The sequence below is a fragment of the Devosia neptuniae genome (assembly GCF_025452235.1).
In the GTDB taxonomy this organism is placed as follows: domain Bacteria; phylum Pseudomonadota; class Alphaproteobacteria; order Rhizobiales; family Devosiaceae; genus Devosia.
Genome location: NZ_CP104965.1, coordinates 2711386 through 2733815, shown reverse-complemented (window position 1 = coordinate 2733815; position 22430 = coordinate 2711386). Strand labels below are relative to the sequence as shown.

General features: G+C 62.0%; 21 protein-coding genes and 1 other RNA gene. 9 read left to right on the top strand and 13 right to left on the bottom strand.

Annotation, left to right across the window (positions count from 1 at the left end; all coding sequences use genetic code 11):
• Nucleotides 1-2: 2 nt before the first annotated feature.
• From N8A98_RS16225 to N8A98_RS16215, 3 genes are all read right to left on the bottom strand, one after another.
• Complete coding sequence (locus tag N8A98_RS16225) at nt 3-218, bottom strand: cold-shock protein (protein ID WP_035101027.1); 216 nt, start codon at nt 216-218, stop codon at nt 3-5.
• Nucleotides 219-518: 300 nt separating this feature from the next.
• Nucleotides 519-791 carry a YMGG-like glycine zipper-containing protein gene (locus tag N8A98_RS16220; protein ID WP_035101029.1) on the bottom strand — a complete coding sequence of 91 codons (273 nt, stop codon included), beginning with the start codon at nt 789-791 and terminating at the stop codon, nt 519-521.
• A 90-nt stretch (nt 792-881) separates the two neighbouring features.
• Nucleotides 882-1250 (bottom strand): DUF423 domain-containing protein, encoded by a 369-nt coding sequence (locus N8A98_RS16215; RefSeq protein WP_262166799.1) that lies wholly within the window; start codon nt 1248-1250, stop codon nt 882-884.
• Nucleotides 1251-1332: 82 nt separating this feature from the next.
• Between N8A98_RS16215 and N8A98_RS16210 the strand changes: the two genes are divergently transcribed.
• A complete protein-coding gene (locus tag N8A98_RS16210) occupies nt 1333-2748 on the top strand; it encodes an MATE family efflux transporter (RefSeq protein WP_262166798.1) in 1416 nt (471 codons plus the stop codon).
• Nucleotides 2749-3134: 386 nt separating this feature from the next.
• Here the strand turns inward: N8A98_RS16210 and miaA are convergent, their stop codons facing one another.
• On the bottom strand, nt 3135-4007 hold the full coding sequence (miaA, locus tag N8A98_RS16205; protein ID WP_262172031.1) for a tRNA (adenosine(37)-N6)-dimethylallyltransferase MiaA: 873 nt from the start codon (nt 4005-4007) through the stop codon (nt 3135-3137).
• A 27-nt stretch (nt 4008-4034) separates the two neighbouring features.
• Here miaA and serB point away from each other — a divergent pair, with 27 nt between their 5' ends.
• Together serB and N8A98_RS16195 are read left to right on the top strand one after the other, a co-directional pair.
• A complete protein-coding gene (gene serB / locus N8A98_RS16200) occupies nt 4035-4907 on the top strand; it encodes a phosphoserine phosphatase SerB (protein WP_262166796.1) in 873 nt (290 codons plus the stop codon).
• Nucleotides 4904-5443: a GNAT family N-acetyltransferase gene (locus tag N8A98_RS16195; RefSeq protein ID WP_262166794.1), complete on the top strand. Its 540-nt coding sequence runs from the start codon at nt 4904-4906 to the stop codon at nt 5441-5443. Before serB ends, N8A98_RS16195 begins: the two co-directional genes overlap by 4 nt.
• Nucleotides 5444-5489: 46 nt before the next feature.
• Here N8A98_RS16195 and hflC read toward each other — a convergent pair whose 3' ends face one another.
• The 7 genes from hflC to N8A98_RS16160 form a co-directional block, all read right to left on the bottom strand.
• A complete protein-coding gene (hflC, locus tag N8A98_RS16190; RefSeq protein ID WP_262166793.1) occupies nt 5490-6623 on the bottom strand; it encodes a protease modulator HflC in 1134 nt (377 codons plus the stop codon).
• A gap of 3 nt (nt 6624-6626) precedes the next feature.
• On the bottom strand, nt 6627-7754 hold the full coding sequence (gene hflK / locus N8A98_RS16185; protein WP_262166791.1) for an FtsH protease activity modulator HflK: 1128 nt from the start codon (nt 7752-7754) through the stop codon (nt 6627-6629).
• Between the two features lie 63 nt (nt 7755-7817).
• Nucleotides 7818-8342: a dihydrofolate reductase gene (locus N8A98_RS16180; RefSeq protein WP_262166790.1), complete on the bottom strand. Its 525-nt coding sequence runs from the start codon at nt 8340-8342 to the stop codon at nt 7818-7820.
• Nucleotides 8339-8818: a GNAT family N-acetyltransferase gene (locus tag N8A98_RS16175; protein ID WP_262166788.1), complete on the bottom strand. Its 480-nt coding sequence runs from the start codon at nt 8816-8818 to the stop codon at nt 8339-8341. Before N8A98_RS16175 ends, N8A98_RS16180 begins: the two co-directional genes overlap by 4 nt.
• A 2-nt stretch (nt 8819-8820) precedes the next feature.
• A complete protein-coding gene (locus tag N8A98_RS16170) occupies nt 8821-9807 on the bottom strand; it encodes a DUF4424 domain-containing protein (RefSeq protein WP_262166787.1) in 987 nt (328 codons plus the stop codon).
• A gap of 557 nt (nt 9808-10364) precedes the next feature.
• Nucleotides 10365-11159: a thymidylate synthase gene (locus N8A98_RS16165; RefSeq protein ID WP_262166785.1), complete on the bottom strand. Its 795-nt coding sequence runs from the start codon at nt 11157-11159 to the stop codon at nt 10365-10367.
• A gap of 9 nt (nt 11160-11168) precedes the next feature.
• Nucleotides 11169-11753, bottom strand: coding sequence for a DUF1003 domain-containing protein (locus N8A98_RS16160; RefSeq protein WP_262166783.1), 585 nt, complete (start codon nt 11751-11753; stop codon nt 11169-11171).
• A 156-nt stretch (nt 11754-11909) separates the two neighbouring features.
• Here N8A98_RS16160 and N8A98_RS16155 point away from each other — a divergent pair, with 156 nt between their 5' ends.
• From N8A98_RS16155 to N8A98_RS16135, 5 genes are all read left to right on the top strand, one after another.
• Nucleotides 11910-12308, top strand: a complete 399-nt coding sequence (locus N8A98_RS16155; protein ID WP_262166782.1) for a RidA family protein — start codon at nt 11910-11912, stop codon at nt 12306-12308.
• A gap of 35 nt (nt 12309-12343) precedes the next feature.
• Nucleotides 12344-12544 (top strand): YdeI/OmpD-associated family protein, encoded by a 201-nt coding sequence (locus tag N8A98_RS16150; protein WP_262166780.1) that lies wholly within the window; start codon nt 12344-12346, stop codon nt 12542-12544.
• A gap of 61 nt (nt 12545-12605) precedes the next feature.
• Nucleotides 12606-12963, top strand: a transfer-messenger RNA (tmRNA) gene (ssrA, locus tag N8A98_RS16145).
• A gap of 112 nt (nt 12964-13075) precedes the next feature.
• Nucleotides 13076-13567 carry an SspB family protein gene (locus N8A98_RS16140; protein ID WP_262166778.1) on the top strand — a complete coding sequence of 164 codons (492 nt, stop codon included), beginning with the start codon at nt 13076-13078 and terminating at the stop codon, nt 13565-13567.
• Nucleotides 13568-13580: 13 nt separating this feature from the next.
• On the top strand, nt 13581-13808 hold the full coding sequence (locus N8A98_RS16135) for a ribbon-helix-helix domain-containing protein (protein ID WP_113121785.1): 228 nt from the start codon (nt 13581-13583) through the stop codon (nt 13806-13808).
• Here the strand turns inward: N8A98_RS16135 and N8A98_RS16130 are convergent.
• Nucleotides 13789-17421: an AsmA family protein gene (locus N8A98_RS16130; protein ID WP_262166776.1), complete on the bottom strand. Its 3633-nt coding sequence runs from the start codon at nt 17419-17421 to the stop codon at nt 13789-13791. The genes N8A98_RS16135 and N8A98_RS16130 overlap by 20 nt on opposite strands.
• A gap of 188 nt (nt 17422-17609) precedes the next feature.
• Complete coding sequence (locus tag N8A98_RS16125; RefSeq protein ID WP_262166774.1) at nt 17610-19769, bottom strand: esterase-like activity of phytase family protein; 2160 nt, start codon at nt 19767-19769, stop codon at nt 17610-17612.
• A 204-nt stretch (nt 19770-19973) separates the two neighbouring features.
• Between N8A98_RS16125 and N8A98_RS16120 the strand changes: the two genes are divergently transcribed.
• The gene (locus N8A98_RS16120; RefSeq protein WP_262166772.1) at nt 19974-22382 is read left to right on the top strand and encodes an ATP-dependent helicase; all 2409 of its coding nucleotides are present in this window, start codon (nt 19974-19976) and stop codon (nt 22380-22382) included.
• Nucleotides 22383-22430 lie beyond the last annotated feature (48 nt).

Here is a 22430-nt window from a genome sequence, read left to right as displayed (position 1 = left end):
GCTTAGCTCAGCAGGGTCAGGTTCGTCGCCGAAACCTTGCCGTCGCGGCCGGTTTCGAGTTCGTAGGTCACCTTGTCGCCTTCATACAGGCCCTGCAGGCCCGAACGCTGGACGGCGGAGATATGGACAAACGCATCCTTTTCGCCATTTTCAGGCGAAATGAAGCCGAAGCCCTTGGTGGTGTTGAAGAATTTGACGGTACCGGTAATGGTAGCCATGGGGTGCATCCTCTTAATGAGTGCTCGCCGCTCGCGCGGCCAGGAGTTGAACATGGGCCTCTTTGAGACAGGCCCTGCCGAACGATTCACAGATCAGGAGGTAGCCAAGTTTCCGGCATGCCGGTCGTCAGATAGCGCAAGACAAGTGTAACGTCAGAGACCAAATATTGTCGCTATCGGATGCAAATTCAAGGCACTTCGCTCGATCGATGAAACACCCGGCCCAGGAGGGACTCCGGACCGGGTGCTTTTTGGCGCCTGGGGGCGCGTCGCAGCATGGGGCGATGCTGCAACCTCTATTTAGCCGCGCGGGCAGCTATCAACGTAGCGCGTGCCATTGGGGCGTTCGTAGACGCAGCGGTTGCCGCTGCCTTCGACACGGCCAATCATGTTGCCCGCAGCAGCGCCGACCACGCCGCCGACACCGGCACCAACGACAGTACCCAGAACGCTACCGGTGGTGGCAGCGCCGACAATGGCGCCTGCGCCCGCACCCACCGCAGCACCCTGCTGGGTTGGGGTGCACGCTGCCAGCGACAAAGCGGCGGCGGCGATGATCAGAAACTTATGCATGGAAACCCTCCAAAGATATTATCGACGACCAAATGCGCCGGACGGCGGAATGGTTCCAGCATGATTCCAGCTTTTTTGCAGCAAGCACAGTCATTGCCGCGAAAAGAGTGCACCAATTGCCACCAGAACCCATCCAAAGATCATGCCGGCGCCGCCCAATGGCGCCGCTCCGGGGAATGCGCCATGGCCCAGCCATTCGCGAATCCCCAGGTCTGCACTGAAAATCAGCGTGCCCGCCGCGAGCAAATAGCCGGCGATGCGAAGCGGGCTTCTATCCGGCCCCGCGCCGCACAAAGCCAGCAAAGCTGGGCCATGCGCCAGGCAGATGGTGGCAATCGCCGACAGGTTCCGGCTCTCCCCGGCATGCGACGCGGCGGCCGCCGAGACGACGCCCACGGCCCCGGCAACACCGGCCGCGAGCAGCAGCAGACGGCGGGGCAGATTGTTGATTGGCTGCATGGCAATGGTTCCTTTTGCCGCCATGCTCTATCGCGCCAGGCAGGCTTCGTCTAATGCTGGCTGGCGATTGGGACGACATCAAATGAACGAGCACATCACGGCGGCGCCCGGCGCGGCCGCCAATGCCGCTCCGGCCGATTCGGGCTGGCGGGATGAACTGAGGGCCACGTTCACGCTGGCCTGGCCGCTGGTTATCGCGCAATTGGCCGCGACCGCACTGACCATGACGGACGTCATCATGCTGGGCTGGCTCGGGCCGCGCTATCTCGCCGCCGGCACGCTGGCGACCACCTTCCTCATGCCATTCCTGGTCGGCAGCACCGGCATTGTCGGCGCCGTCGCGCCCCTCGTCGCCCAGGCGCGTGGCGCGCGCGACATCAAGGCAGTGCGCCGCATCGTGCGGCAAGGCTGCTGGGCCGCCATTGTGCTGGCGGTCTGCCTGATACCGATTCTATGGCAGATCCGGCCCATCTTTGCCCTGCTGGGCCAGAATGCGGGCCTATCCATCATGGCCGAACAATATATCCATGTCGCCGTGTGGATGCTGTTTCCCGCCCTGGGACTTATCGCCTTCCGCTCGCTGCTCTCGGCCTTTGCCAGCACCCGCATCATCCTGCTGGTCACGGTCGGTGGCGTGGTCTGCAACGCCTTGCTCAATTATGCGCTGATCTTCGGCAATTTCGGTTTTCCGCGGCTCGAACTTCGCGGCGCGGCCCTGGCGACGCTGTTGACCAATCTGCTGATGTTCGCCGCACTCGCCGCCTATGTCCTGCGGCACCGCCGCTTCCGGCGTTTTCACCTGCTGGTTCGGTTCTGGAAACCGGACTGGTCGCGGTTCGCTGAGATTTTCCGCATCGGCACCCCCATTGGCCTGACCCTGCTCTCCGAGGTTGGCCTGTTCACCGCCGCCGCCCTACTGATGGGTCAATTGGGCACCGACGAAGTGGCCGCCCACGCCATTGCGCTACAATGCGCCAGCATGGCCTTCATGGTCCCCTTGGGCCTGGGCACCGCCGCCACCGTGCGCGTGGGCCTCGCCTATGGCCGCAACGATCCAAAGGGCATCCACCGCGCCGGCTGGACGGCATTCGCCCTGGGCACCGGCTTCATGGCGCTGTCCTGCATCGTGTTTCTCACGCTGGCGCCCTTCATCGTCCGCCTGTTCCTCGATCCCAGCCATGCCGAAAATGCCAATGCGCTGGCGCTGGCCGCCAGCTTCCTCATGGTCGCTGGCGTGTTCCAACTGGTCGATGGGGCTCAGGTCGTGGCCGCCCACGCGCTGCGCGGCCTCAGCGACACCAAAATCCCTATGGTGCTGGCCTTTATCGGCTATTGGGCCCTCGGCCTGCCTGTCGCCTACATCCTGGGCTTCACCCTCAACTGGCGCGGCATCGGCATCTGGACCGGCCTCGCCGCAGGCTTGGCCTTCGTCGCCCTGGTCCTGGTAATCCGCTTCGCCCTCCGCGAACGCATCGGCCTGGTGTCCCGCGCGTCATAAATTGCTCACTCTGAACCCTTCAACAACGCGGTGTCATCCCGGCGCAGGCCGGGATCCATGCTGAAGATCATCCACGCACACCGTGGGAAGATGCAGACATGAATTCCGGCCTCCGCCGGAACGACATTGTGGTTTGATTGAGCAACCCCAGAGTCATCCGCGTCTCCCCTCCCCACCGCTCTCCCTCGGGCTCGACTCGGGTGGATGGGCTAAACTGTAACCCGTGCGATTGGCTCGTTCGCCTCCCTCCCCCTTGAGGGGAGGGATCGAGGGAGGGGGTCGACGAGCTTTAGCGCTGAAGCGGCAACCACCCCCACCCCGGCCCTCCCCTCAAGGGGGAGGGAGGGCAGACCGACGTTGTCCGTCTCGAACCTAAATCCAAAATCTCAAACCACCCGCCGCGGCCAATCCCCCATTCGGTTACGAAACCAGGTCCGCTGCCGCTTGGCATATTGCTGGGTCGCAATCGTCGCCAACCGGATCGCTTCGCCTTCCCCCATCGTTCCATCCAGCCACGCACTGATTTCCGGCACCCCAATCGCCTTCATCACCGGCAGGCTGGGATCGAGCTGCTGCGCCCGCAGCGCCTCGACCTCGGCCACCGCGCCGCTCTCAAACATAGCGGCAAAACGCGTGGCAATCCGCCCGCGCAACACATCCCGATCCGGATCGAGCACCATGCGCTCCACGGCGAAATCACCAAGCAACCCAGCCTGCGGCTCATCCTGAAAGCTCGACAATGTCCGCCCCGTCGCGCGCTTGACCGCCAAAGCCCGGATCAATCGCTGCGGGTCAGCGACCTTGAGGCGCGCAGCAGTGAGCGGGTCTTCGCGTTGCAAGAGTGCCAGTCGCTGTGCGCCATCCAGGTCTTGAATCTCTTGTTGAACTTCAAGCGTGATATCAGCCGAAATCTCCGGTACATCCGCGAATCCGTTTTGCAGGGCATCGAAGTAAAGCCCTGTTCCGCCAACGAAAAACAGCGGCCCCTCACTCGCCTCAATCACCGCCTTTGCCGCGCTCAGCCATTGCCCGGTGGAAAAACGCGAAGAAGCGGGCACCGTCCCATAAAGCCGATGATCCGCCCGCGCCTCCTCCGCCTCGCTCGGCCGCGCCGTAACCACCCGCACCGTGTCGTAGACCTGCATGGCATCGGTATTGACGATGACGCCGCCCTCTTGCTCCGCCATGGCGAGCGCCAGCGCCGACTTGCCGCTGGCAGTCGGACCCGCTATCAGAACGGCGCGCCTGCGGCCCGTCACGCTGCCCCCCAGAAAGTGTTGCCTACCATGCCGGTCCTTTGCCTCATCGCCAATCCCGCCGATTCCGAACTCGATCCGGCTTTGGCTGCCGCCGTCGTCAAACAGATCGGCGGCGAGCTCAATTGGCTCAATCACGCCATTGCCTGCGAGATCATCGAGCCGAAGTCAACCGATGCGCTGGCCCTTGCCCGCGAAGTCATCGGCAACCGCAAGGTCGATGCTGCTCTCGTGGAGACCGAAGGCCGCCGCAAGCCGATCCTCGTCGCCGACATGGATTCCACAATGATCGAGCAGGAATGCATTGACGAACTCGCCGCGGCCCTCGGCATCAAGCAGCAGGTCGCCGAGATCACCGACCGCGCCATGCGCGGCGAACTCGATTTCGCTCAGGCACTGGATACCCGCGTCGCCCTGCTCAAGGGCCTGGAACGCAAGGTCATCGAGGAAGTGCGCCGCGAACAGATCACGCTGGCTCCCGGCGGCCGCGCCCTGATCCAGACCATGAAGGCCTATGGCGCCTATACCTCGCTCGTCTCGGGCGGCTTCACCTTCTTCGCCGACTATTTCGCCAAGCGCATCGGCTTCGACGAGGCCATCGCCAACGTCCTGCTCTTCGACGGCGACGCGCTGACCGGCACGGTGCAAAAGCCCATCGTCGACAAATCAACCAAGCGCGAGCGCCTCACCGCCCTCGCCGCCGAGCGCAACCTGCCGCTCAGCGCCACCATCGCCGTCGGCGACGGCGCCAACGATCTCGACATGATCCGCGTCGCCGGCTTCGGCGTCGCCCTCCACGCCAAGCCTGCCGTCGCGGCCGAAGCCGGCATCCGCATCGACCACGGCGACCTCACCGCCCTGCTCTACCTGCAAGGCTATAGCGAAGAAGACATCGTGCGATGAAACTGGAGACCCCGCGACTGCTGCTGCGCGAATGGCGCGACACTGACCGCGAGGCCTTCGCCGCGATCGTTGGCGATCCCCACGTCATGCGGTTCTACCCCGCCACCCGCAGCCGCGCGGAGGCCGATGCCTGGATCGATAAAATGATCGCCGGGCTCGCCAATGGCACCGCCCACTTCCTGGCGGTGGAGCGCAAGTCGGATGGCGCCATGCTCGGCCTGACCGGCACAGCCGACATCAATTTTCCCATTCCCACCGACCCAAAGCTCGAAATCGGCTGGGTGCTCGGCAAGGATTATTGGGGCCAGGGCTACGCCCCCGAAGCCGCCCGCGCCGTGCTCGAACACGCCTTCACGCAGCTGCGCGCCCCCGAGGTCGCAGCCTTCACCGCCCAGGTGAACCTGCCCAGCCAGCGCGTGATGCAAAAACTCGGCCTCGTCCGCGACCCGAGCGCCGATTTCGAACACCCCCGCATTGCCGCGGGCCATCCCCTGCGCCCGCATGTGCTCTACCGGATTGCCAATCCCAACACTTAAACCTTGCCCAAAAACAAAACCGGCGCCCTAGGGCGCCGGTTGATTTTTAGGGACTTGCCGGCGGATTGGCCGGCGGCGTCGTCGTCTGGGTCGGAGTGGTATCGACCGGAGCCGGTTCCACCTCAACGGCCGGCGGCGCTTCCGTGCCGACCGTTGGAGCCAGCTGCGAGCCGTCCTCCAGCGTCATGGTCGGCGCCACGCTATCCTCGATGCCCAGCCCGTCCAGGGCCGGTTCATCGCTGGTCGCCGGCGTTTCGGGTACCGGCGCGACCGGCAGCGGCGGCGCCAGATTGGGATTGGCCGCCGGGATTTCCCCATTGGAGCCGAAATAGCGGAAGAACTCGCTATCGGGCGACAACACCATGGTGGTCCCGGTGCCGGTCAGCGCGGTGCGGTAGGACTGCATCGAGCGGAAGAATTCAAAGAATTCCTCATCCTGCCCATAGGCCGCGGCAAACAGCCGGTTCCGCTCGGCATCGCCCGTACCACGGATGATTTCCGCATCACGGGTAGCCGCTGCCACGATTTCGACGGCCTGACGGTCGGCGATTGCGCGCAGGCTCTGTGCCTGCTCCTGGCCACGGGCTCGCAACAGGGCCGCTTCCGCCAGACGCTCGGCTCGCATGCGCTCGAATGTGGTGGCCGAAACATCCTGATCGAGATCGGTGCGCAGAATGCGGACATCGACCACTTCAATGCCCAGTTCCGCCATATCCGGACGGATCAGGTCACGCGCTTCCCGCATCATCTGCGGGCGCTGTTCGGACAGGGCCGCATTGAATTCGCGCAGACCATAGACCTGACGCAAAGCCGAGTCGAAACGCGTCCCGATACGGTCTTCGGCCACCGAAAGCTGGCCCAAGGCACGTTCACGGAACAACCGCGGATCGGAGATGCGGTAGGTCAGGAAGGCATCGACCTGGTAGAAGGCGTTACCCGAAACCTGCACCGTCATATTGGCGATGTCATAGCGCAATAGCCGGTTTTCGATGATCTGCACCGTATCCACGATATCGGTCGGGATCTTGAAGTAGAGCCCCGGTTCGGTGCGGATATCGGTGATCTGGCCAAAGCGCATGACGATGGCCTGTTCGCGCTCGTTCACGATGTAGATCGAGGAGAACACGACATAGAGGGCGGCGAGAATGGCAACGCCAAGGATAATCAGACGATTGCTCATGGCTTAGTTCCCCGTCCCGGTCGCCGGCGGCGTGGTCGTTCTGGCGCCTGGGCGCAGTTCAGGCAATGGCAGATAGGGCACGACGCCCTGCCCATTGGCCCCGTTCTCGATCAGCACCTTTTCGGAGCCGCTATACACTTCTTCCATGGTCTCGAGGAACAAGCGCTTGCGGGTCACTTCGGGCGCATTGACATATTCGGCATAGATCGCGTTGAAACGCTGGGCTTCACCGGTTGCTTCCTGCACCACGCGGTTGCTGTACGCAGCCGCATCTTCGCGCAGAGCCGCCGCCCGGCCACGCGCATCACCCAACAGGGTATTGGCGTAGGAACGGGCTTCTTCCTGCAGGCGCGTTTCGTCCTGGCGGGCACGCTGCACTTCGTTGAAGGCGTCGATGACTTCGGCCGGCGGACCGGCATTTTCGATCAGCACCTGCCCGATGCGCACGCCCAGCTGGTAGCTGTCGAGGATCGACTGGGTGATCTGCTGGACCTCCAGCTCGATACCACGGCGGTCATCGCTATAGATGTCCTGGGCCGGACGGCGGCCTGCCACTTCGCGCATCGCGCTTTCAGCGGCATTGCGGACCATTTCTTCGGGGTCACGCACATTGAACAGATAAGCCACCGGATCGCTTACCGACCACAGCGCCGAGAACTGCACATTGACGATGTTCTGGTCGCCCGACAGCATCAGCCCGCTGCCGCCATTGGAATTGGCGCGCGAACCGGACGCGGTTGCGGCACCGATCGTGGTCTGGTTCTCGGTCACCGTGACGCGCTCGACAGTCTCGATCGGCCACAGGTGGAAATGCAGGCCCGGCATGGACAATTCGGGCTTGGGCCGGCCAAAGCGCAGCTCGACGCCCACTTCCTGCGGATCGACCGTATAGATCGAATTCAGCCCCCAGAATGCCAGAACGGCGAGCACGCCGCCAATCAGCGCCCAGCGTCCACCGGGTACACCGCCACGGAACTGGTCACGGCCGCGGTTGAGAATATCTTCGAGGTTGGGCGTATTGCCACCCCCTGGCCGGCGTGGACCACCACTGCCGCCGCCACCGGGCGCTTGCCCCCAGGGGCCGCCATTATTATTGCGGCCACCCCCGCCTCCGTTACTCTCCCACGGCATCGCAATCCTTTCAGGGATATGTTTGTTTCGTCGTGGACATATATAGGCAAGCGCGCCACCCGATCAATGCGCGCCAGCCTTATGTCGCTCGTACACTTTGACGCGGTAGCTGGCCTGGTCCTTTTCCATCGGGGTCACCGCCGGCTCATCCACAATCGCCCATTCTGCGGGATTTATTGCGGGAAACCGGATGTCGCCTCCCGGCGAAAGCGCGATATGGCTGATATAAAGCCGGTCGGCCACGCCCATAAGCTGGGCATAAATATCGCCGCCGCCAATGATCATGATCTCGTCAACACCGTCTTTTTCCGCAATTTCTCGCGCTTTTTCCAACGCGGCATCCACGCTGGAGACCACCAGCACGCCCTCGGGCTGATAGCCCTCCTGCCGGGTCACCACGATATTGGTGCGGCCGGGCAAGGGCTTGCCCACGGTCTCATATTGCTTGCGCCCCATGATCATGGGCTTGCCCATGGTCATGCGCTTGAAAAAGGCAAAGTCGGAGGGGATGCGCCAGGGAATGGTCTGCTCGCTGCCGATCACGCCATTTTCGGCGACCCCCGCAATCATGGCAATTTTGATGCTCATAGCGCCCCCAGCCGGGCCAGCGCGTCGCCATCGACGCGCACCTTGGTCCATTCGTCCTGCATCACTCCGCCCTGCGCTTTATAGAAATCGATGCTCGGCTCGTTCCAGTCGAGCACCCACCATTCAAAGCGTCCCAGCCCTTCGGCTACGCAGCGCTGCGCCAGGTTGACCAGCAGGGCCTTGCCGATCCCCCTGCCGCGCAAGGACGGATCGACGAACAGATCCTCGAGCCAGATGCCGTGCCGCCCCTGGAAAGTGGAATAAGTATAAAACCACAGCGCAAACCCGACCGGCTCGCCCTGCCATTCGGCGATCTCGCAGAACACTTTGGGATCGGCACCGAACAGGTCGCGCACAATATCGGCCTCATTGGCCTGCACTTCATGCTCGAGCTTTTCATAGGCTGCCAGCGCTCGCACGAAGCCGACAATGGTTGCGGCATCAGCCGCGCGAGCCGGGCGAATGACCAGGCTCACCCTCAGAAATCCTCGTGCCGCTGCAGAATGAGGATATCGAGTTCCTTTTCCGGGTAGAAATCGGTCGCCACCATTTCAAACGTGGTCGGCCCGGTCTTCTTGATGTCGTCACCGCAGAACGAGACCAGATTGGCTTCATCGCCCTTGTCGACCACCAGCCGGAATTTGGGGATGTAACCACCGCCCCAATTGCCGCCCGTCGTCAGGATGTAGGAAATCCAGCTCTCGTAGAACGGCGCCGCCCAGGGATCATCCCCGCTTTTGACCGTCTTGCGCACGGCATTGATGAAGCTCTCATCCGTGCAGTAGCGCGTCCGGTATTCAGCGGCCGGGTCGAACCCTTCATAGGGCTCGCTCAGGAAGCTAACGCCGGTCGTGCCGCCCACGCTGGGCTTGTAGCGATGCTCGACCTTGACGGTCTGCCCGGCCGGGAAATTGGCCTCCCAGGTATAGGTCGCCCGGTAGGTCCACATCGGATAATAGTTGGTCTCGGCGTCATCGCTCTCGTCATACATATCGGGCACGAACATGCCCAAATGCAGCATTTCCGCCTTGGTCGCGTCATCCAGCGCATTGGTTGCTTCATTGGTCGATTGCGCAAACGACACCAGCGAAATGCCCTTTTCGCGCAAATAGTCCGAGCGATCGACGCCCGCCGCGATGGCATATTCATGCAGCTCGGCCTTGACCGGCTGACCATTGAACGTGGTCTGGAAGTGGAAGAGATTGTCGTTCGGTCCATCGGGAAACGCGGTCGGCGACCACCAATCCGGCTCGATATCGGGCATGGGGAATGCCACCAGCACCTTCTGGTCTGTGTCGGTATTGTTCTGGAATTCGTAGACGACGCGGATTTCCTCGCGCGAGATGAACAGCTCTTCGCTCAGCATCTTGATGTCGTCATTGATGACGAATTCCAGCCCGCCCGTGACCAATTGCGCCGCCGTATCATTCGCCTGCGCCGGCATCGCCACCGCGGCAGCGAGCATACAAACCAATCCCGAGAACACCCTCATGTCTCAAACTCCAAAAACACAAATTACGTAAGGGGTTAGCCCCTTGCTCAGATTCTCTGCCACTGGATGAACGGCAGCGCTACACTTGGCTGGAAGTTTGCGCCCCCAGCGGCCGATCAACCTTCCCGGCAAACTGAACCTCGAGAGCCCCGATCCAATTCCCTCGCCCTTGTGGGGAGGGCTAAGGGTGGGGGGTGCTGTGTGCTCCAAACACTCCATGCTGCTTGAAAAGCCCAGAACCCCCACCCTCAATCCCTTCCCACAGGTGTTCATCTCGAGCTCCTACACCCACGGTGTCATTCCCGCGAAAGCGGGAACCTCTGTTTACTTGGGCTCGCATCCCGGAACGGAGGTTCCCGCTTCGCGGGAATGACACCGCATTCTTGAACGCGTCCGGAGTGAACACTGCCCCACAAGGTGTGGGAAGCAGATCGCGACCCTCTGGCGTCGGTCAAGCCAAACGTCGATTATTCCTGAGACGTCCACCGCGTCATCATCCTTGGGCCGCTACAGAATCTTTTTCGCCCGGCTCATACCGCTATCGGTGCTTTGATGTTCGGATGGGGATCGTAGCCCTCGAATGTGAAATCCTCGAACACGAAGTCCTCCAACCGCTTCACGTCCGGGTTGATCTTGAGCACGGGCAGCGGCCGTGGCTCGCGGCTCAGCTGCAGTCTGGCCTGCTCGAAATGGTTGGAATAAAGATGCACGTCGCCAAAACTATGCACGAAATCGCCCACTTGGAGCCCCGTCACCTGCGCCATCATATGGGTGAACAAAGCATAGGACGCGATGTTGAACGGCACGCCCAGGAACGTGTCGGCCGACCGCTGATACAGCTGGCAGCTCAGCTTGCCGTTCGCCACATAGAACTGGAACAAGCAATGGCATGGCGGCAGCGCCATCTCATCCACCTCGGCCGGGTTCCAGGCCGAAACGATATGGCGGCGCGAATCCGGCTTGGTCTTGATCGAATGGATCACATTGGCGATCTGGTCGATCTTGCGCCCATCCGGCGCTGGCCAGCTGCGCCATTGCGAACCATAGACGGGCCCGAGATCGCCGTTTTCATCGGCCCACTCATCCCAGATCTTGACGCCGCGCTCCTGCAACCAGCGCACATTGGTCTCGCCACGAATGAACCACAGCAGCTCATAAATGATCGATTTGCGATGCAGCTGCTTGGTGGTCAGCAAGGGAAAGCCCTGCGCCAGATCGAACCGCATCTGATAGCCAAACAGACTACGCGTACCGGTACCGGTCCGGTCGGACTTGTCCGTACCATGTTCAAGAATATCGGAGAGAAGTTTCAGATAGGGCTGCATCCCAACATCCTACTTCGATTCGCTTTGGCCCGCCGCAACTGCAACGCGGCTCTCCACCAGCCGCGTCAGCAGGTCGATCTGCTCCTGCTGCTTGGCCAACAGTGCGCGCAGATCGTCATTGCGCATCTGGTCGACCTTGTCATGCAGCGCCATGATTTCGATTTCGGCTTTGAGGTTGCATTCGTAATCGTGGCTGGTCACCAACCGGTCCTTGGCCGCCTGCCGGTTCTGGCTCATCATGATCACCGGCGCCTGCACCGCCGCCAGCATGGACAGCAGCAGGTTGAGGAAAATGAACGGGTAAGGGTCAGGCGCCTCCCCGCGCAGCACCAGATTGCCCAGCACCCAGCTCAGCAGCACTACGCCGAAAATGATCAGGAAGGTCCACGAGCCGCCAAAGGACGCCACCCCATCGGCCAGCCGTTGGCCGAAGGTCGATTTCTCGTCGAACACCGCGCTGGTATCCTGCGACAGCGCCCGCTTGCCCAGCGCCTGTTCCAGTACCTGTCTTTCGCGTTTGGTCAGCGTCTGCTCGCCCTTGCCCAGAAACCGTTCGGCGGCATGAATGAGTTTTTCGGTTGATGTGTCGGTCATGGCTGGCTCTCGTGCTGTGCTTGACCAGCCTATACCGATTTGCTGGGCTGCGCCGCACTGCATCGCGGAAGCTTGGTAATAGAATACCACATGTCCTGCTGACATCGAGTGTCAGCGCATTGCCCCAATGATAAACCGCAACGAAGGAGAGCCAACATGAGTGTGCAACACATTAATCCCGAAGGCATGTACAAGAGCCCGGTTTTCTCGCAGGGCATTATCCTGCCGGCGAATGCCCGGATCCTGTTGATCGGTGGCCAGAACGGCGTCGATGCCAATGGCCAGATCGTCGGCAAGGGCGATGTCGTCAAGCAGACTGCCCAGGCGCTGGCCAATCTGCAAAAGGTGCTCGACGCCGCCGGCGCGGGTCTGGAAGACCTGGTCAAGGTCACCATCATCATGCAGCAGGATATCGACCTCAACGCCGCCTTCGGCGAATGGATGAAAGTCTGGGGCCAGAGGAGCAACCCGCCCACCGTCACCGGCTTCCGCGTCGCCGCCCTCGCCAACCCGGATGTCCTGATCGAGATCGAGGCTCAGGCGGTCCTCAAATGAGTCCCCGGCTTCGCCCCCTGCGTCCGCGCGAGACCATGCCCGACTTCGTCAGCGCCGCGCTCGATGAACGTGGCCTGCGCGAAAAATACGATGCGCGCCCACCCTATCAACGCAACGACTACCTGCTCTGGATCAATAAGGCCAAAACTGAAAAAACCAAACGGAAGCACCTGGTGCAGATGCTCGACGAGCTGGAATCGGGCGGCCTCTATATGGGGATGCAGTGGAACGGGTGACGCGTTAGCCGATCCGCGCGTCGATGCTAACAGTCCGCTAACCAATTCGCCCTGTCGGTGAACGATTGCATCCCCGCCCCGGTGTGCCTATATAGGAATTGCTCGCAAGAGCTATGGCGATAAACTGTCATCGTAATAAACCTTTCGGACCCGGGGGCAGTACCCGGCGCCTCCACCATCTAGCCCGCCAAAGGGCCAGCCAATGGGGGCGAAACAGGATCGACGAGGGCGTAAAGGGTGTGCTTTTGCTCGGTGAGGTACCACCGTTATCGGTCCAAAACTTATAGTTGCAAATGACAACCATAAGGCTCCAGTCGCTCTCGCTGCGTAAGCAGTGCTAGCATTGGGAAATTAAGTCCTCCGCTCCTAGCCGGGCGACAGGCGGGGTCCGCAGGCACCTGGCAACAGAAGCCTGCACCTAACATAGCCCCAATCGCCTAAGCGTGACGCCTTTATCCTTGAATTCTCATGGAACGTGAGGCTGATATGGGCCGTTCGGGATTCGCTCCCCAAGGCGCAAGAAGGGTAATTATGGCCGAAGATCACATGCGATACGACATTCTCGCCCAGGAAGCCCTGCGCGGCGTCGTGCGCAAGGTTCTGGCCGAAGTTGCCAAAACCGGCTTGCCCGGGGACCATCACTTCTTCATTTCCTTCGTCACCCGCGCTCCTGGCGTGCGCCTGAGCGAGAAACTGCTCGGCCAGTACGACAAGGAAATGACCATCGTCATCCAGAACCAGTATTGGGACCTCAAGGTCAACGAGACCGGCTTCGAAGTCGGCCTGTCCTTCGACGGCATTCCCGAAACGCTGGTCATTCCCTTCTCGGCGGTCAAAGGCTTCTTCGACCCCTCCGTGCAGTTCGGCCTGCAATTCGATCCGGCCACGGCCGCCCGGGACGACGGCCAGGAAGACAATGCCGACGACGCCCTTGAGCACGCGGCCGGCCCAACCGCCGCCAGCGACGACGAGAAGCCCGGCGAAAAGGTCGTGAGCCTCGACGCCTTCCGAAAAAAGCCGTAACGCCGTCCGGGGCATGGAAAAGCGCTCGCTCTCCATTGCCGGCCATCGCACCAGCATCGCGCTCGAACCCGAATTCTGGGCGGCGCTAGGCGAACTCGCCGCCAGCCGCGGCCAGACCATGGCCGGTCTCATCAAATCCATCGACGAAACCCGCCAGACGACAAACTTGTCCTCGGCGGCACGATTGGCCGTGCTCAAATGGTATCAGGACCGCGCGGCCGCTAGTTCAGCGGCAGAGTAAAGGGCTGGTTGACTGGCGGCGCTGTCGGCAGGCCCAGATCAAGTGGATTCTGTACCTGTGGCGGGGGTGGCGCTGGTTGAGGCTGGGTTTGCTGCTGCAATTGCTCCAGTTCGAGCCGCCGCGCCTCTTCCGCCGCCTGCCGCGCGGCTTCCTCCTCAGCCTGACGAGCCGCTTCCGCCGCGGCGCGTTGGCGCTGTTCCTCGATCAGCCTATTGCGCTCCTCGGCCGCCGCCCGCTGCCGCTCCGCATCCTCGGCACGCAGCACTTCGAGGCGCTCGACCTCAAGTTCATTGGCGCGCACCTGGATGGCCGCGATCAGTGTATCCAGATCGAGCGTCGACACCGGCGCCAGCACAGTACCCGATAGCTGGGTGCCGATCCGCGCCGTGTCGGCAGAGATCAGGCCAATGGCATCATCAAGCCCCAGCGGGGTCAGCGCAAACCCGCCCTCAAGGCCAAGCGTGGCAAGCTGCACGTTGATATTGCCGGCCAGCCGCCCGCCCTGCCCTTCCACGATGAAATTGGCCAGCCGCGCCACGCCCCCGGCCATGGTGAAGGCGCCGGTTGCCTGGCCTGCGGTAAACGGCCCCTGCTGCAAGGCCACGCCGAGCACGCTAGCCATTGCCTCAGGATCCATATTGAGGGCGTCATCTAGTCCCGATGCAGCGTTGAACACACGCGGATCGAGCTGGTTCACCGCCAGGTCGATCAGTGTAAAATTGCCTTCCCCGGTCATGGCGCCAAACACCGAAGCCAGGCTCGCGCCCGTTCCTTCAAAGCGCACACCGCCCTCGATGGTCCCGCCCACCATTGCCGCCGTGGCTGGCGATGCGATGGCATTGACCGGCACACCGGCCAGAGTGAGCCGGCCGCTAACCGTCTTGTCAAGCAAAGCACCGGCACAGCATACGGACAGATCGAGCGTCGCCTTGCCGCCGCCCAGCCCCGCTTCGAACCGGGCGAGGCGCAGGCGGGTCTCGTCCCAGCTCAATTCAAAACTGGCATCGTTCATCCGCGCCACACCGCCCGCCGAGACCACTGGCGCGGTAATGCTGACCGAACCCCGCGTCTGGCGCGGCGCATCGCCGGATGCGATCGGTCCTTCCGGCCATACGCTATCGCCCGGAACGAGGGCGGCAGAGCCAAAGACCGCGGTGGACAGGCCCTCGATCGAAATCTCATCAATGGCAAAATTGCCCGCCACTGCCGCCGCATTATTGGTGCGGGACAGGGAGAGCTCGCCAGTAAAGCCGGTTGCGCCGGACGTGCCCTGCACATTGGTCAGCCGCGCCAGCCGTTCGCCTTCGAAATGCAGGTCGGCGCTGCCCTTGGCCATAGGCAGGCTGAGATCGCGGCCACCGGCGATCTCAGCCAGCCCGCCAGCATCGGCCAGATCGACATTGAGTTGGCCCGTGCCCTGCAATTCGGCATTGGCCCCGAACACCAGATTGCCAGCAAAACCGACGCTCTCGCTGCCGAGGCTAGTGGTGATGCTGCCATTCAGACTGTTTGACGGCGTGCCTTCAAGGCCAATGGCCACCAGCATGGAACCCTGCCCGGCAAACAGATCGGCCTCGCCCAGGCCGATCTGGCGCGTCAGACCGGCAGTGTCGGTGGATTCCAGCGTCGCAGTAACCCGCAGTGGTGCGGTGAAAGCCGCTGCCAAGCCGCCGCCGAGTTGCAGGCGCGCATCGAGATTGGCGGCGCCAAGCGTGCCATCCAGCGTAAGTGTTTGCCCGTTCTCGCCCGTCGGCGCGCCAAGATCAAAGGCAATGTCGCCGGGCAAGGACAACGCTAGGAAATTGCGCCAGTCCGTCGGCGTCTTCAGCCCATCGTAAAGCGCCAGGAGCGCCGGCGCATCGCCCGCGCCGACTTTGATATTGCCCTTGCCCACCAGTTGCGGCGCGGCCAGCGTGCCGGTAAATTGGCCGGCAGCATCGAAGCCGACGCCGCCCAGATCATCGGCAGCAAGTCGCGTAAGCTCGACCCCGCCAGCGGTCCACATACCCTCAGCCGCAAGGTCTGTGCCATCCAGCCCAAACAGCTGAGCGCTTTTGCCGCTGAGCGCGAAACTGCCTGTCGGGAAGCTGATGCCAAAGGTGGGGCTGGCGCCTATATCGGGCAGCAGTGCGCCGATTAGTGTGCTGCCGCTGGCGCCAAGATCATCGAAATGACCCACCACATCGAGCCGTTTTTCGCCACCAAAGCCCAGGCGCAATTCCACCGCATGGGTATGACCATCCAGCGTCAACCGCCCATCGGTCAAACCAAACGCGTCGCCGCCCAGCATGATACGCCCGTCCAGCCGACCTGGCTGGTTGAACAGCGGATTGCTCTCCAGCGGCTTGCGCCAGAGGGCGGCGAGGCCATCGAGTCTGGTACTGTTCAGCGAGGCCTCTCCGCGAAATGCCGGCGAGCCGTTCTCGTCGCTCAGCGTGCCGCTGGCCCGCAATTCGGTTTCGCCCGGCAAGCCGGCGATGAATTGCTCGATCTGCCAGGTCCGCCCATTGGTGCTGGCATCGACCCGCACATTGCGCAGGGCAAAGCCGCGCAGGCCGATCTCAGCCAAGTCTACCCCGACCCGGCCGGGAATAGGCGGAATAATCGGCGCGGGCAGCTCAGCGAGCAGGCGGACGGCCTCATAGGGCTGGGTATTGGCGTCTTCCTTGGCATCTCGCGGCGGCAGCGTGAACACCCCGCCCGAGATCACCGCGTCAAAACTCTGCCGCGTGCCCAATTGAATGCTGGCGGCGCCGGTCAGCCTCGTGCCGGCCCGGTTCTCGTCGGGCCGCAAGGTGTAGCCGGTCAGCACCACCCGATCGGTCGAGGCCGTGATTCGGCTTTCGAGCACCAGATCGCCGTGGATTTCGTCGGCATTCTGTGCGGTCGCCGGCTTTTGGCGATAGGTCATCGCCCCATCGAATTTGGGCGCCATGCCCGCCGTCAGCAAGCCCTCGACGGCAAACGAAAAGGCATCGGATTCCGGCCTGACCGCAGCCGTGACCCGGCTCGATCCGTCGCTGGCGAGGGGCGCCGAATTGAACCGCGCCGTGTAGCGCCCGCCGCCATAGCTGCCCGAACCCTGGAATTGTAGCGGCCCGGCAAGACCCGAAAGCTTGAGCTCGCCATCCACATCGCTGGCCTCATAGGTCTTGCCCGCCCGGCGATCCATCAGCCGAACGGTGGCATCAATAATGCTGGCCTGCGCCAATCCGACCCCGGTTCCCGTGCCGTTCGGGGCAAATCCGCTGCCAAACAGGCCGCTTTCGTCGATAGTGAAATCCACCACCGGCTCGCGCAGCACCAGCCGGGTGATGTTGTAATGATCGCGCAGAAAATCCATCAGCGAGAATTCGGCTTCCACCGCGCCGACCGTCGCGGCCGGCTCATCGGCCGATCCCACCAGCACATCGGTGAAATTCAGCCGCGGCTGCGGCAGCAGCGAAAATTCAATATCGCCGCGGATGATGACCTTGGCGCCGAGCACCCCGCCGGCAAGCTCTTCCATCCGCTCGCGATAGTCACCCCATTGGATGAAACGCGGCGCGATGAATGCCCCGGCGAGCACGAAAATCGCGAGCAGGCCAACGATGATATAGATGCGATTCAGCACGGTTACGCGTAGGTCCGGGTTTGCGCGCAGAGTTTAGGCACTTGCGCCCCCTAAGCAAGCCCGCCATTGCCTTGATTCACGCTATGAAATTGTCGGGTCAAAGGCGCCCAATATCACGGCTTTGCGAGGGACCATGCAAAACGGCCGGGCACAAGGCCCGGCCGCTGTCGCAAAACATTCGCTGAAGATTAAAGCGCGCCGATCGACCAGAAATAGGTCTCGCCCGAGCTGTCATCGACACCGTCATTGTCGGTGATGACATAGCCCACGCCGGCCGCATCCACAGCAAAGCTCTCCACCTTGTCGACCACATAGCCATTGAGGCTCTTCAGATCGGGGATGAAGTCGCGGACCAATTCCTTGCTGACGACCGGCAGTTCGCCACCCAGCGCGGCGGCGTTGAGGTCAGCAACCGGCACGCGATACAGCGCCTTGAGCTGGGCCTTGTCGCCAATCTGGTTGTCGCGCTCGACGATGTAGACATAATCGCCATGTGCAGTGATTTCCGACAGGCCAATCCAGGCGCCTTCTGCCGGCGTTTCGAGCGGATAGGCAACGGCGCCCCATTCCTCGGTCGAAGGCTGGTAGCTCACCAGCTTGACCTGCCCCTTGGGATCATCCTTCCATTCGCGCTGAATGGCGACCCAGAGCGTCATATCGTCACCCTCGCCAATGGCGGTGATGCCTTCCGAACCCGAACGGATTTCATTGGCCAGCAATTCGGCCGGGAACGGAATCTCGGCTTCGATCTCGCCTTCCGCGTTCACATGGAACAGCGCATGCGGCGTGAGCTCGGATGTATCGCCCTCCGAAGCCAGCCAGAAGCCGCCCTCCCCGTCCAGCGTGATGCCTTCAAGGTCGAGCTTCTGTGCCGGATGGCCGCCGCGGGTCACCACTGTCTTGGCAATGATGCGGGCCGGCCTGGACATGGCGTCAATCGTGTAGATGGCAGGCTCGGCGCTCAGCGCGCTGTCGCTGACGGCATAGAGAATGCCGGGCTTTTCAGCATCACCAACGGCGCCCGAAATGGCCGCCCAGCCGAATGGCAGCCCGTTCTCGTCATTGTCCGAAACCAGCTGGGGATAAGCGGCTTCGCCCTCGGCCAGCTCATAGACCATCACATGGGAGCCAATGCCGCCATCTTCGCGCAGGTCCACTTCGTTGGCGGTCACGATCAGATTGCGGGCGGGAATGGCAGTGATGCCTTCCGGGGAAATGCCCGATGGAATGGTCTGCACATATTCTGGCTCGGCGCCGGTATCCTTGTAGATCGCGACGAGCGAGGAGCGCTCTTCGACCACGAAGATATATTGCTGATCGCCAAAGGTTGCGACTTCCAGACCTTCGGGCTCAACGCCCTTCTTGTTGCGCGCATCGGGATAGTGGCCGAGGCGAGCGGCGTCGAGATCGAGCGCATTGGCCGAGTCATAGACGACACTGCCGTCACGATTGAAGATTGAGAAACTGCGCGATCCACCGTTCCAATCGCCCTCATTGGCCACGACCAGGCGGTCAGCATCCAGCCACTTGATGGCATCGGGTTCGCGCGGCACATCGCTGGTTTTGCCAGTGAAATTGAGCGCGCCGTCCTTCTTGGTATCGACATTTTCGACCGAGACCGTGCCAGCGGAGAAGCCACCCGTGACCGTACCGGTCTTGCCGTCGATAATGGCAATCCAGTTGTTTTCCTGCAGGGTGACAGCGATTTCGTCATTGGCGTTGAAATCGACGAATTCAGGCTCCGGGTCCTCGCCGCCGACATCGGCAATGCCGGTCATGTCCACGGTCTTCAGCGTTTTGGCGGCAACCTCGAAAATCACGACGAAGCCAGCAGGCAGCTGCGGGAGATCGCCATCATTGACCTCTTCGTCGCGCTCATTCTCGATGGCGATGGCAATCAGCGTGCCGGCGGCATTATGCGCCACGGAATCCGGCTGGCCGCCCAGATCATATTCGGCATCGACCGCCTTGCTGGCGATATCGACAACGACCAGCTTGCCCGAAGGCGCGACGAAGCTCTCCGACGTATTGACGCCGACATAGGCCTTGCCGCCAATGATGGTGACCGAAGTCGGCTCGCCATCGAGCGACAGGAAACCGAGGTTTTTGGGAGCCTTGGCGTCGGTCAGATCGACAAAGCCAATGCCGCCTGCCGGGCTGTCAGAATAAATAAGGGTCAGGCCATCATCGCTGGCGGTGATGATCTCGGCTGAGGTCGCCTCAGCATCGGGCGCATTGAGCGCGACGGGGAAGCTGGCAATGCGATTGAACACTTGTTCGGCATGGACCGAAACCACCGTCGCCAACAAGGCGGCCGTGAGTGCGGCAAGAAATTTCGTGGAATACATGGATCAAGCCCCTGTTGAAGTCCAAGGCCTGCCCTAGGCCGCATGCATAAAACTTCGATGACAGGGACATGACGGTGCTGTGACGCCGCGCTCTTCTATACAGCGAGCCCCGCGCCACCTATATTGCACCGTGAACAAAAGAAGATTCGTCAATACCCCCACGGCGCAGCCAGCTCCCGGCGCGACGTGATGGAAAGGCCCCGGATGCCCGGCAATACCAACAATACCGAACGCCCGCCTGCCGGGTCGATCACCAGCCAATTCGGCCGGCGGGAAACGCCTGCCTATCTCGATGGTCTCAATGAGGAACAGCGGCTTGCAGTGGAGACCATTGATGGTCCGCTGTTGGTACTGGCCGGCGCCGGCACCGGCAAAACGCGCGTGCTGACAACGCGCATTGCCCATATCATCAATACCAATCGTGCCTGGCCGTCCCAAATCCTGTCGGTGACCTTTACCAACAAGGCCGCCCGCGAGATGAAGGAGCGGATCGAAAAGCTCGTTCCCCGCCTCGAGGCAATGCCCTGGATGGGCACGTTCCACTCCATCGGCGCCCGCATCCTGCGCCAGCATGCGGGCCTTGTGGGTCTGACCAGCAGTTTCACCATCCTCGATACCGACGATCAGATCCGGCTCATCAAGCAATTTCTGGCCGCCGAGGATATCGACGAGAAGCGTTGGCCCGCCAAGCAGTTTGCCGGCATGATGGATGCCTGGAAGAACAAGGGCCTGCTGCCCAAGGACGTTTCGCCGGCCGAAAGTGGCGGCTATGCCAATGGCCGCGGCGCCAAGCTCTATGCCGATTACCAGGCCCGCCTGAAGGTGCTCAACGCCGCAGATTTCGGCGACCTGCTGCTCGAATGCATTCGCCTGTTCAAGGAAAACCCTGACGTGCTGGCGGAATTCCACCGCAAGTTCAAATACATGCTGGTGGACGAATACCAGGACAGCAACGTCGCCCAATATCTCTGGCTGCGCCTATTGGCCCAGGGCAAACCGGCCAGCGAAGCCAATATCTGCGTGGTGGGCGACGACGACCAGTCCATCTATGGCTGGCGCGGCGCCGAGGTCGACAATATCCTGCGCTTCGAAAAGGATTTTCCGGGCGCCAAGGTGATCAAGCTCGAGCGCAATTACCGCTCGACCTCCAATATCCTCAAGGCCGCCTCCAATCTCATCGCCTTCAATGAAAGCCGCCTCGGCAAGACGCTACAGACCGATGTGGGCGAAAGCGGCGAGCTGGTTTCCGTCACCCAGGTGTGGGATTCCGAGGAGGAAGCCCGCACGGTCGGCGAAGAAATCGAGCAATATCAACGCGCTGGCGAGAGCCTCAATTCCATGGCCATCCTGGTCCGCGCCTCCTTCCAGATGCGCGAATTCGAAGAGCGCTTCATCACGCTGGGGCTGAATTACCGCGTCATCGGCGGCCCGCGCTTTTACGAGCGCAAGGAAATCCGCGACGCCATCGCCTATCTGCGCCTTGTCGCCCAGCCGGCCGACGATCTGGCGCTGGACCGTATCATCAACACCCCCAAGCGCGGCCTCGGGGACTCGACGGTGCAGTTGCTGCATAGCGCGGCCCGCGCGGCAAACGTGCCGCTGCTCTCTGCCATCCGCATGCTGGTCGATACCGAGGAGCTCAAACCCAAGCAGCGCACGACCCTGCGTAGCCTGGTTTCCCAGTTCGAGGACTGGACGGCGCGGAACCACGAGAGGACAGAGGTAGTCGTTGAGGAAAACGAAGATGGAGTAGAGGTCTACGTAGACAAAGTTCATCCGCCTATTCGGCCTTTTGAACTTGTCGAACAGATTCTCGAAGAGAGCGGCTACATGGACATGCTCAGCGCCGACAAGTCGGTGGAGTCCGAGGGGCGCAAGGAAAACCTCAAGGAACTGAGCCGCTCGATGGAAGAATTCGACACTCTCGGCGGCTTCCTCGAACACATCGCCCTGGTGATGGACCGCGACAGCACCGAGGCGAGCGATGCCGTCACCATCATGACGCTGCACGGGGCCAAGGGTCTGGAATTCAACACGGTTTTCCTGCCCGGCTGGGAGGAAGGTACCTTCCCCAGCCAGCGCTCGATGGACGAAAGCGGCCGCGCCGGGCTCGAGGAAGAGCGACGCCTCGCCTATGTCGGCATCACCCGTGGCCGCAAGCGCGTGCGTATCTCTGCCGCCCAGAACCGCCGCATCCATGGCCTGTGGCAATCGGCCATCCCCTCGCGCTTTCTCGATGAATTGCCCGCCGATGTCGTCGAGGTGACCGATACCGGCTCCTCCTATGGCGGCTACGGCTATGGCGGAGGCGCTACCAGCCGCTTCAACAAGGCCGACCCGTTTGAAAGCGTCTACGAAACCCCCGGCTGGCAACGCGCTCGCGCCCAACAGGCCAGCCGCAAGGGCAGCGGCCCGATGACCATTGACGGCGACCTCGTCGCCCGCTCGGTCGACCTGGGCAACGACAAATCCGCCTTCAGCTTCGGCGAACGCGTCTTCCACCTCAAATTCGGCTATGGCGCCATCGCCGGGATCGAGGGGAACAAACTGACCATCGACTTCGAACAAACCGGCCGCAAAAAGGTGCTGGACAGCTTTATCAAGAAGGGGTGAGGCACTCGCTCCTTTTGGCCAAGCCGTCCTCTGCCTTCTCGTCCCAAT

Excerpts from the sequence above, each read along its gene's own strand:
- hflC (WP_262166793.1), bottom strand. The coding sequence starts at position 6,623 with ATGAGCAATCGTCTGATTATCCTTGGCGTTGCCATTCTCGCCGCCCTC.
- N8A98_RS16215 (WP_262166799.1), bottom strand. The coding sequence starts at position 1,250 with ATGCAGCCAATCAACAATCTGCCCCGCCGTCTGCTGCTGCTCGCGGCC.
- N8A98_RS16225 (WP_035101027.1), bottom strand. The coding sequence starts at position 218 with ATGGCTACCATTACCGGTACCGTCAAATTCTTCAACACCACCAAGGGC.
- N8A98_RS16165 (WP_262166785.1), bottom strand. The coding sequence starts at position 11,159 with ATGCAGCCCTATCTGAAACTTCTCTCCGATATTCTTGAACATGGTACG.
- hflK (WP_262166791.1), bottom strand. The coding sequence starts at position 7,754 with ATGCCGTGGGAGAGTAACGGAGGCGGGGGTGGCCGCAATAATAATGGC.
- N8A98_RS16180 (WP_262166790.1), bottom strand. The coding sequence starts at position 8,342 with ATGAGCATCAAAATTGCCATGATTGCGGGGGTCGCCGAAAATGGCGTG.
- N8A98_RS16140 (WP_262166778.1), top strand. The coding sequence starts at position 13,076 with ATGGCCGAAGATCACATGCGATACGACATTCTCGCCCAGGAAGCCCTG.
- N8A98_RS16120 (WP_262166772.1), top strand. The coding sequence starts at position 19,974 with ATGCCCGGCAATACCAACAATACCGAACGCCCGCCTGCCGGGTCGATC.
- serB (WP_262166796.1), top strand. The coding sequence starts at position 4,035 with ATGCCGGTCCTTTGCCTCATCGCCAATCCCGCCGATTCCGAACTCGAT.
- N8A98_RS16150 (WP_262166780.1), top strand. The coding sequence starts at position 12,344 with ATGCCCGACTTCGTCAGCGCCGCGCTCGATGAACGTGGCCTGCGCGAA.
- N8A98_RS16125 (WP_262166774.1), bottom strand. The coding sequence starts at position 19,769 with ATGTATTCCACGAAATTTCTTGCCGCACTCACGGCCGCCTTGTTGGCG.
- N8A98_RS16160 (WP_262166783.1), bottom strand. The coding sequence starts at position 11,753 with ATGACCGACACATCAACCGAAAAACTCATTCATGCCGCCGAACGGTTT.
- N8A98_RS16210 (WP_262166798.1), top strand. The coding sequence starts at position 1,333 with ATGAACGAGCACATCACGGCGGCGCCCGGCGCGGCCGCCAATGCCGCT.
- N8A98_RS16170 (WP_262166787.1), bottom strand. The coding sequence starts at position 9,807 with ATGCTCGCTGCCGCGGTGGCGATGCCGGCGCAGGCGAATGATACGGCG.
- N8A98_RS16155 (WP_262166782.1), top strand. The coding sequence starts at position 11,910 with ATGAGTGTGCAACACATTAATCCCGAAGGCATGTACAAGAGCCCGGTT.
- N8A98_RS16135 (WP_113121785.1), top strand. The coding sequence starts at position 13,581 with ATGGAAAAGCGCTCGCTCTCCATTGCCGGCCATCGCACCAGCATCGCG.
- N8A98_RS16195 (WP_262166794.1), top strand. The coding sequence starts at position 4,904 with ATGAAACTGGAGACCCCGCGACTGCTGCTGCGCGAATGGCGCGACACT.
- N8A98_RS16220 (WP_035101029.1), bottom strand. The coding sequence starts at position 791 with ATGCATAAGTTTCTGATCATCGCCGCCGCCGCTTTGTCGCTGGCAGCG.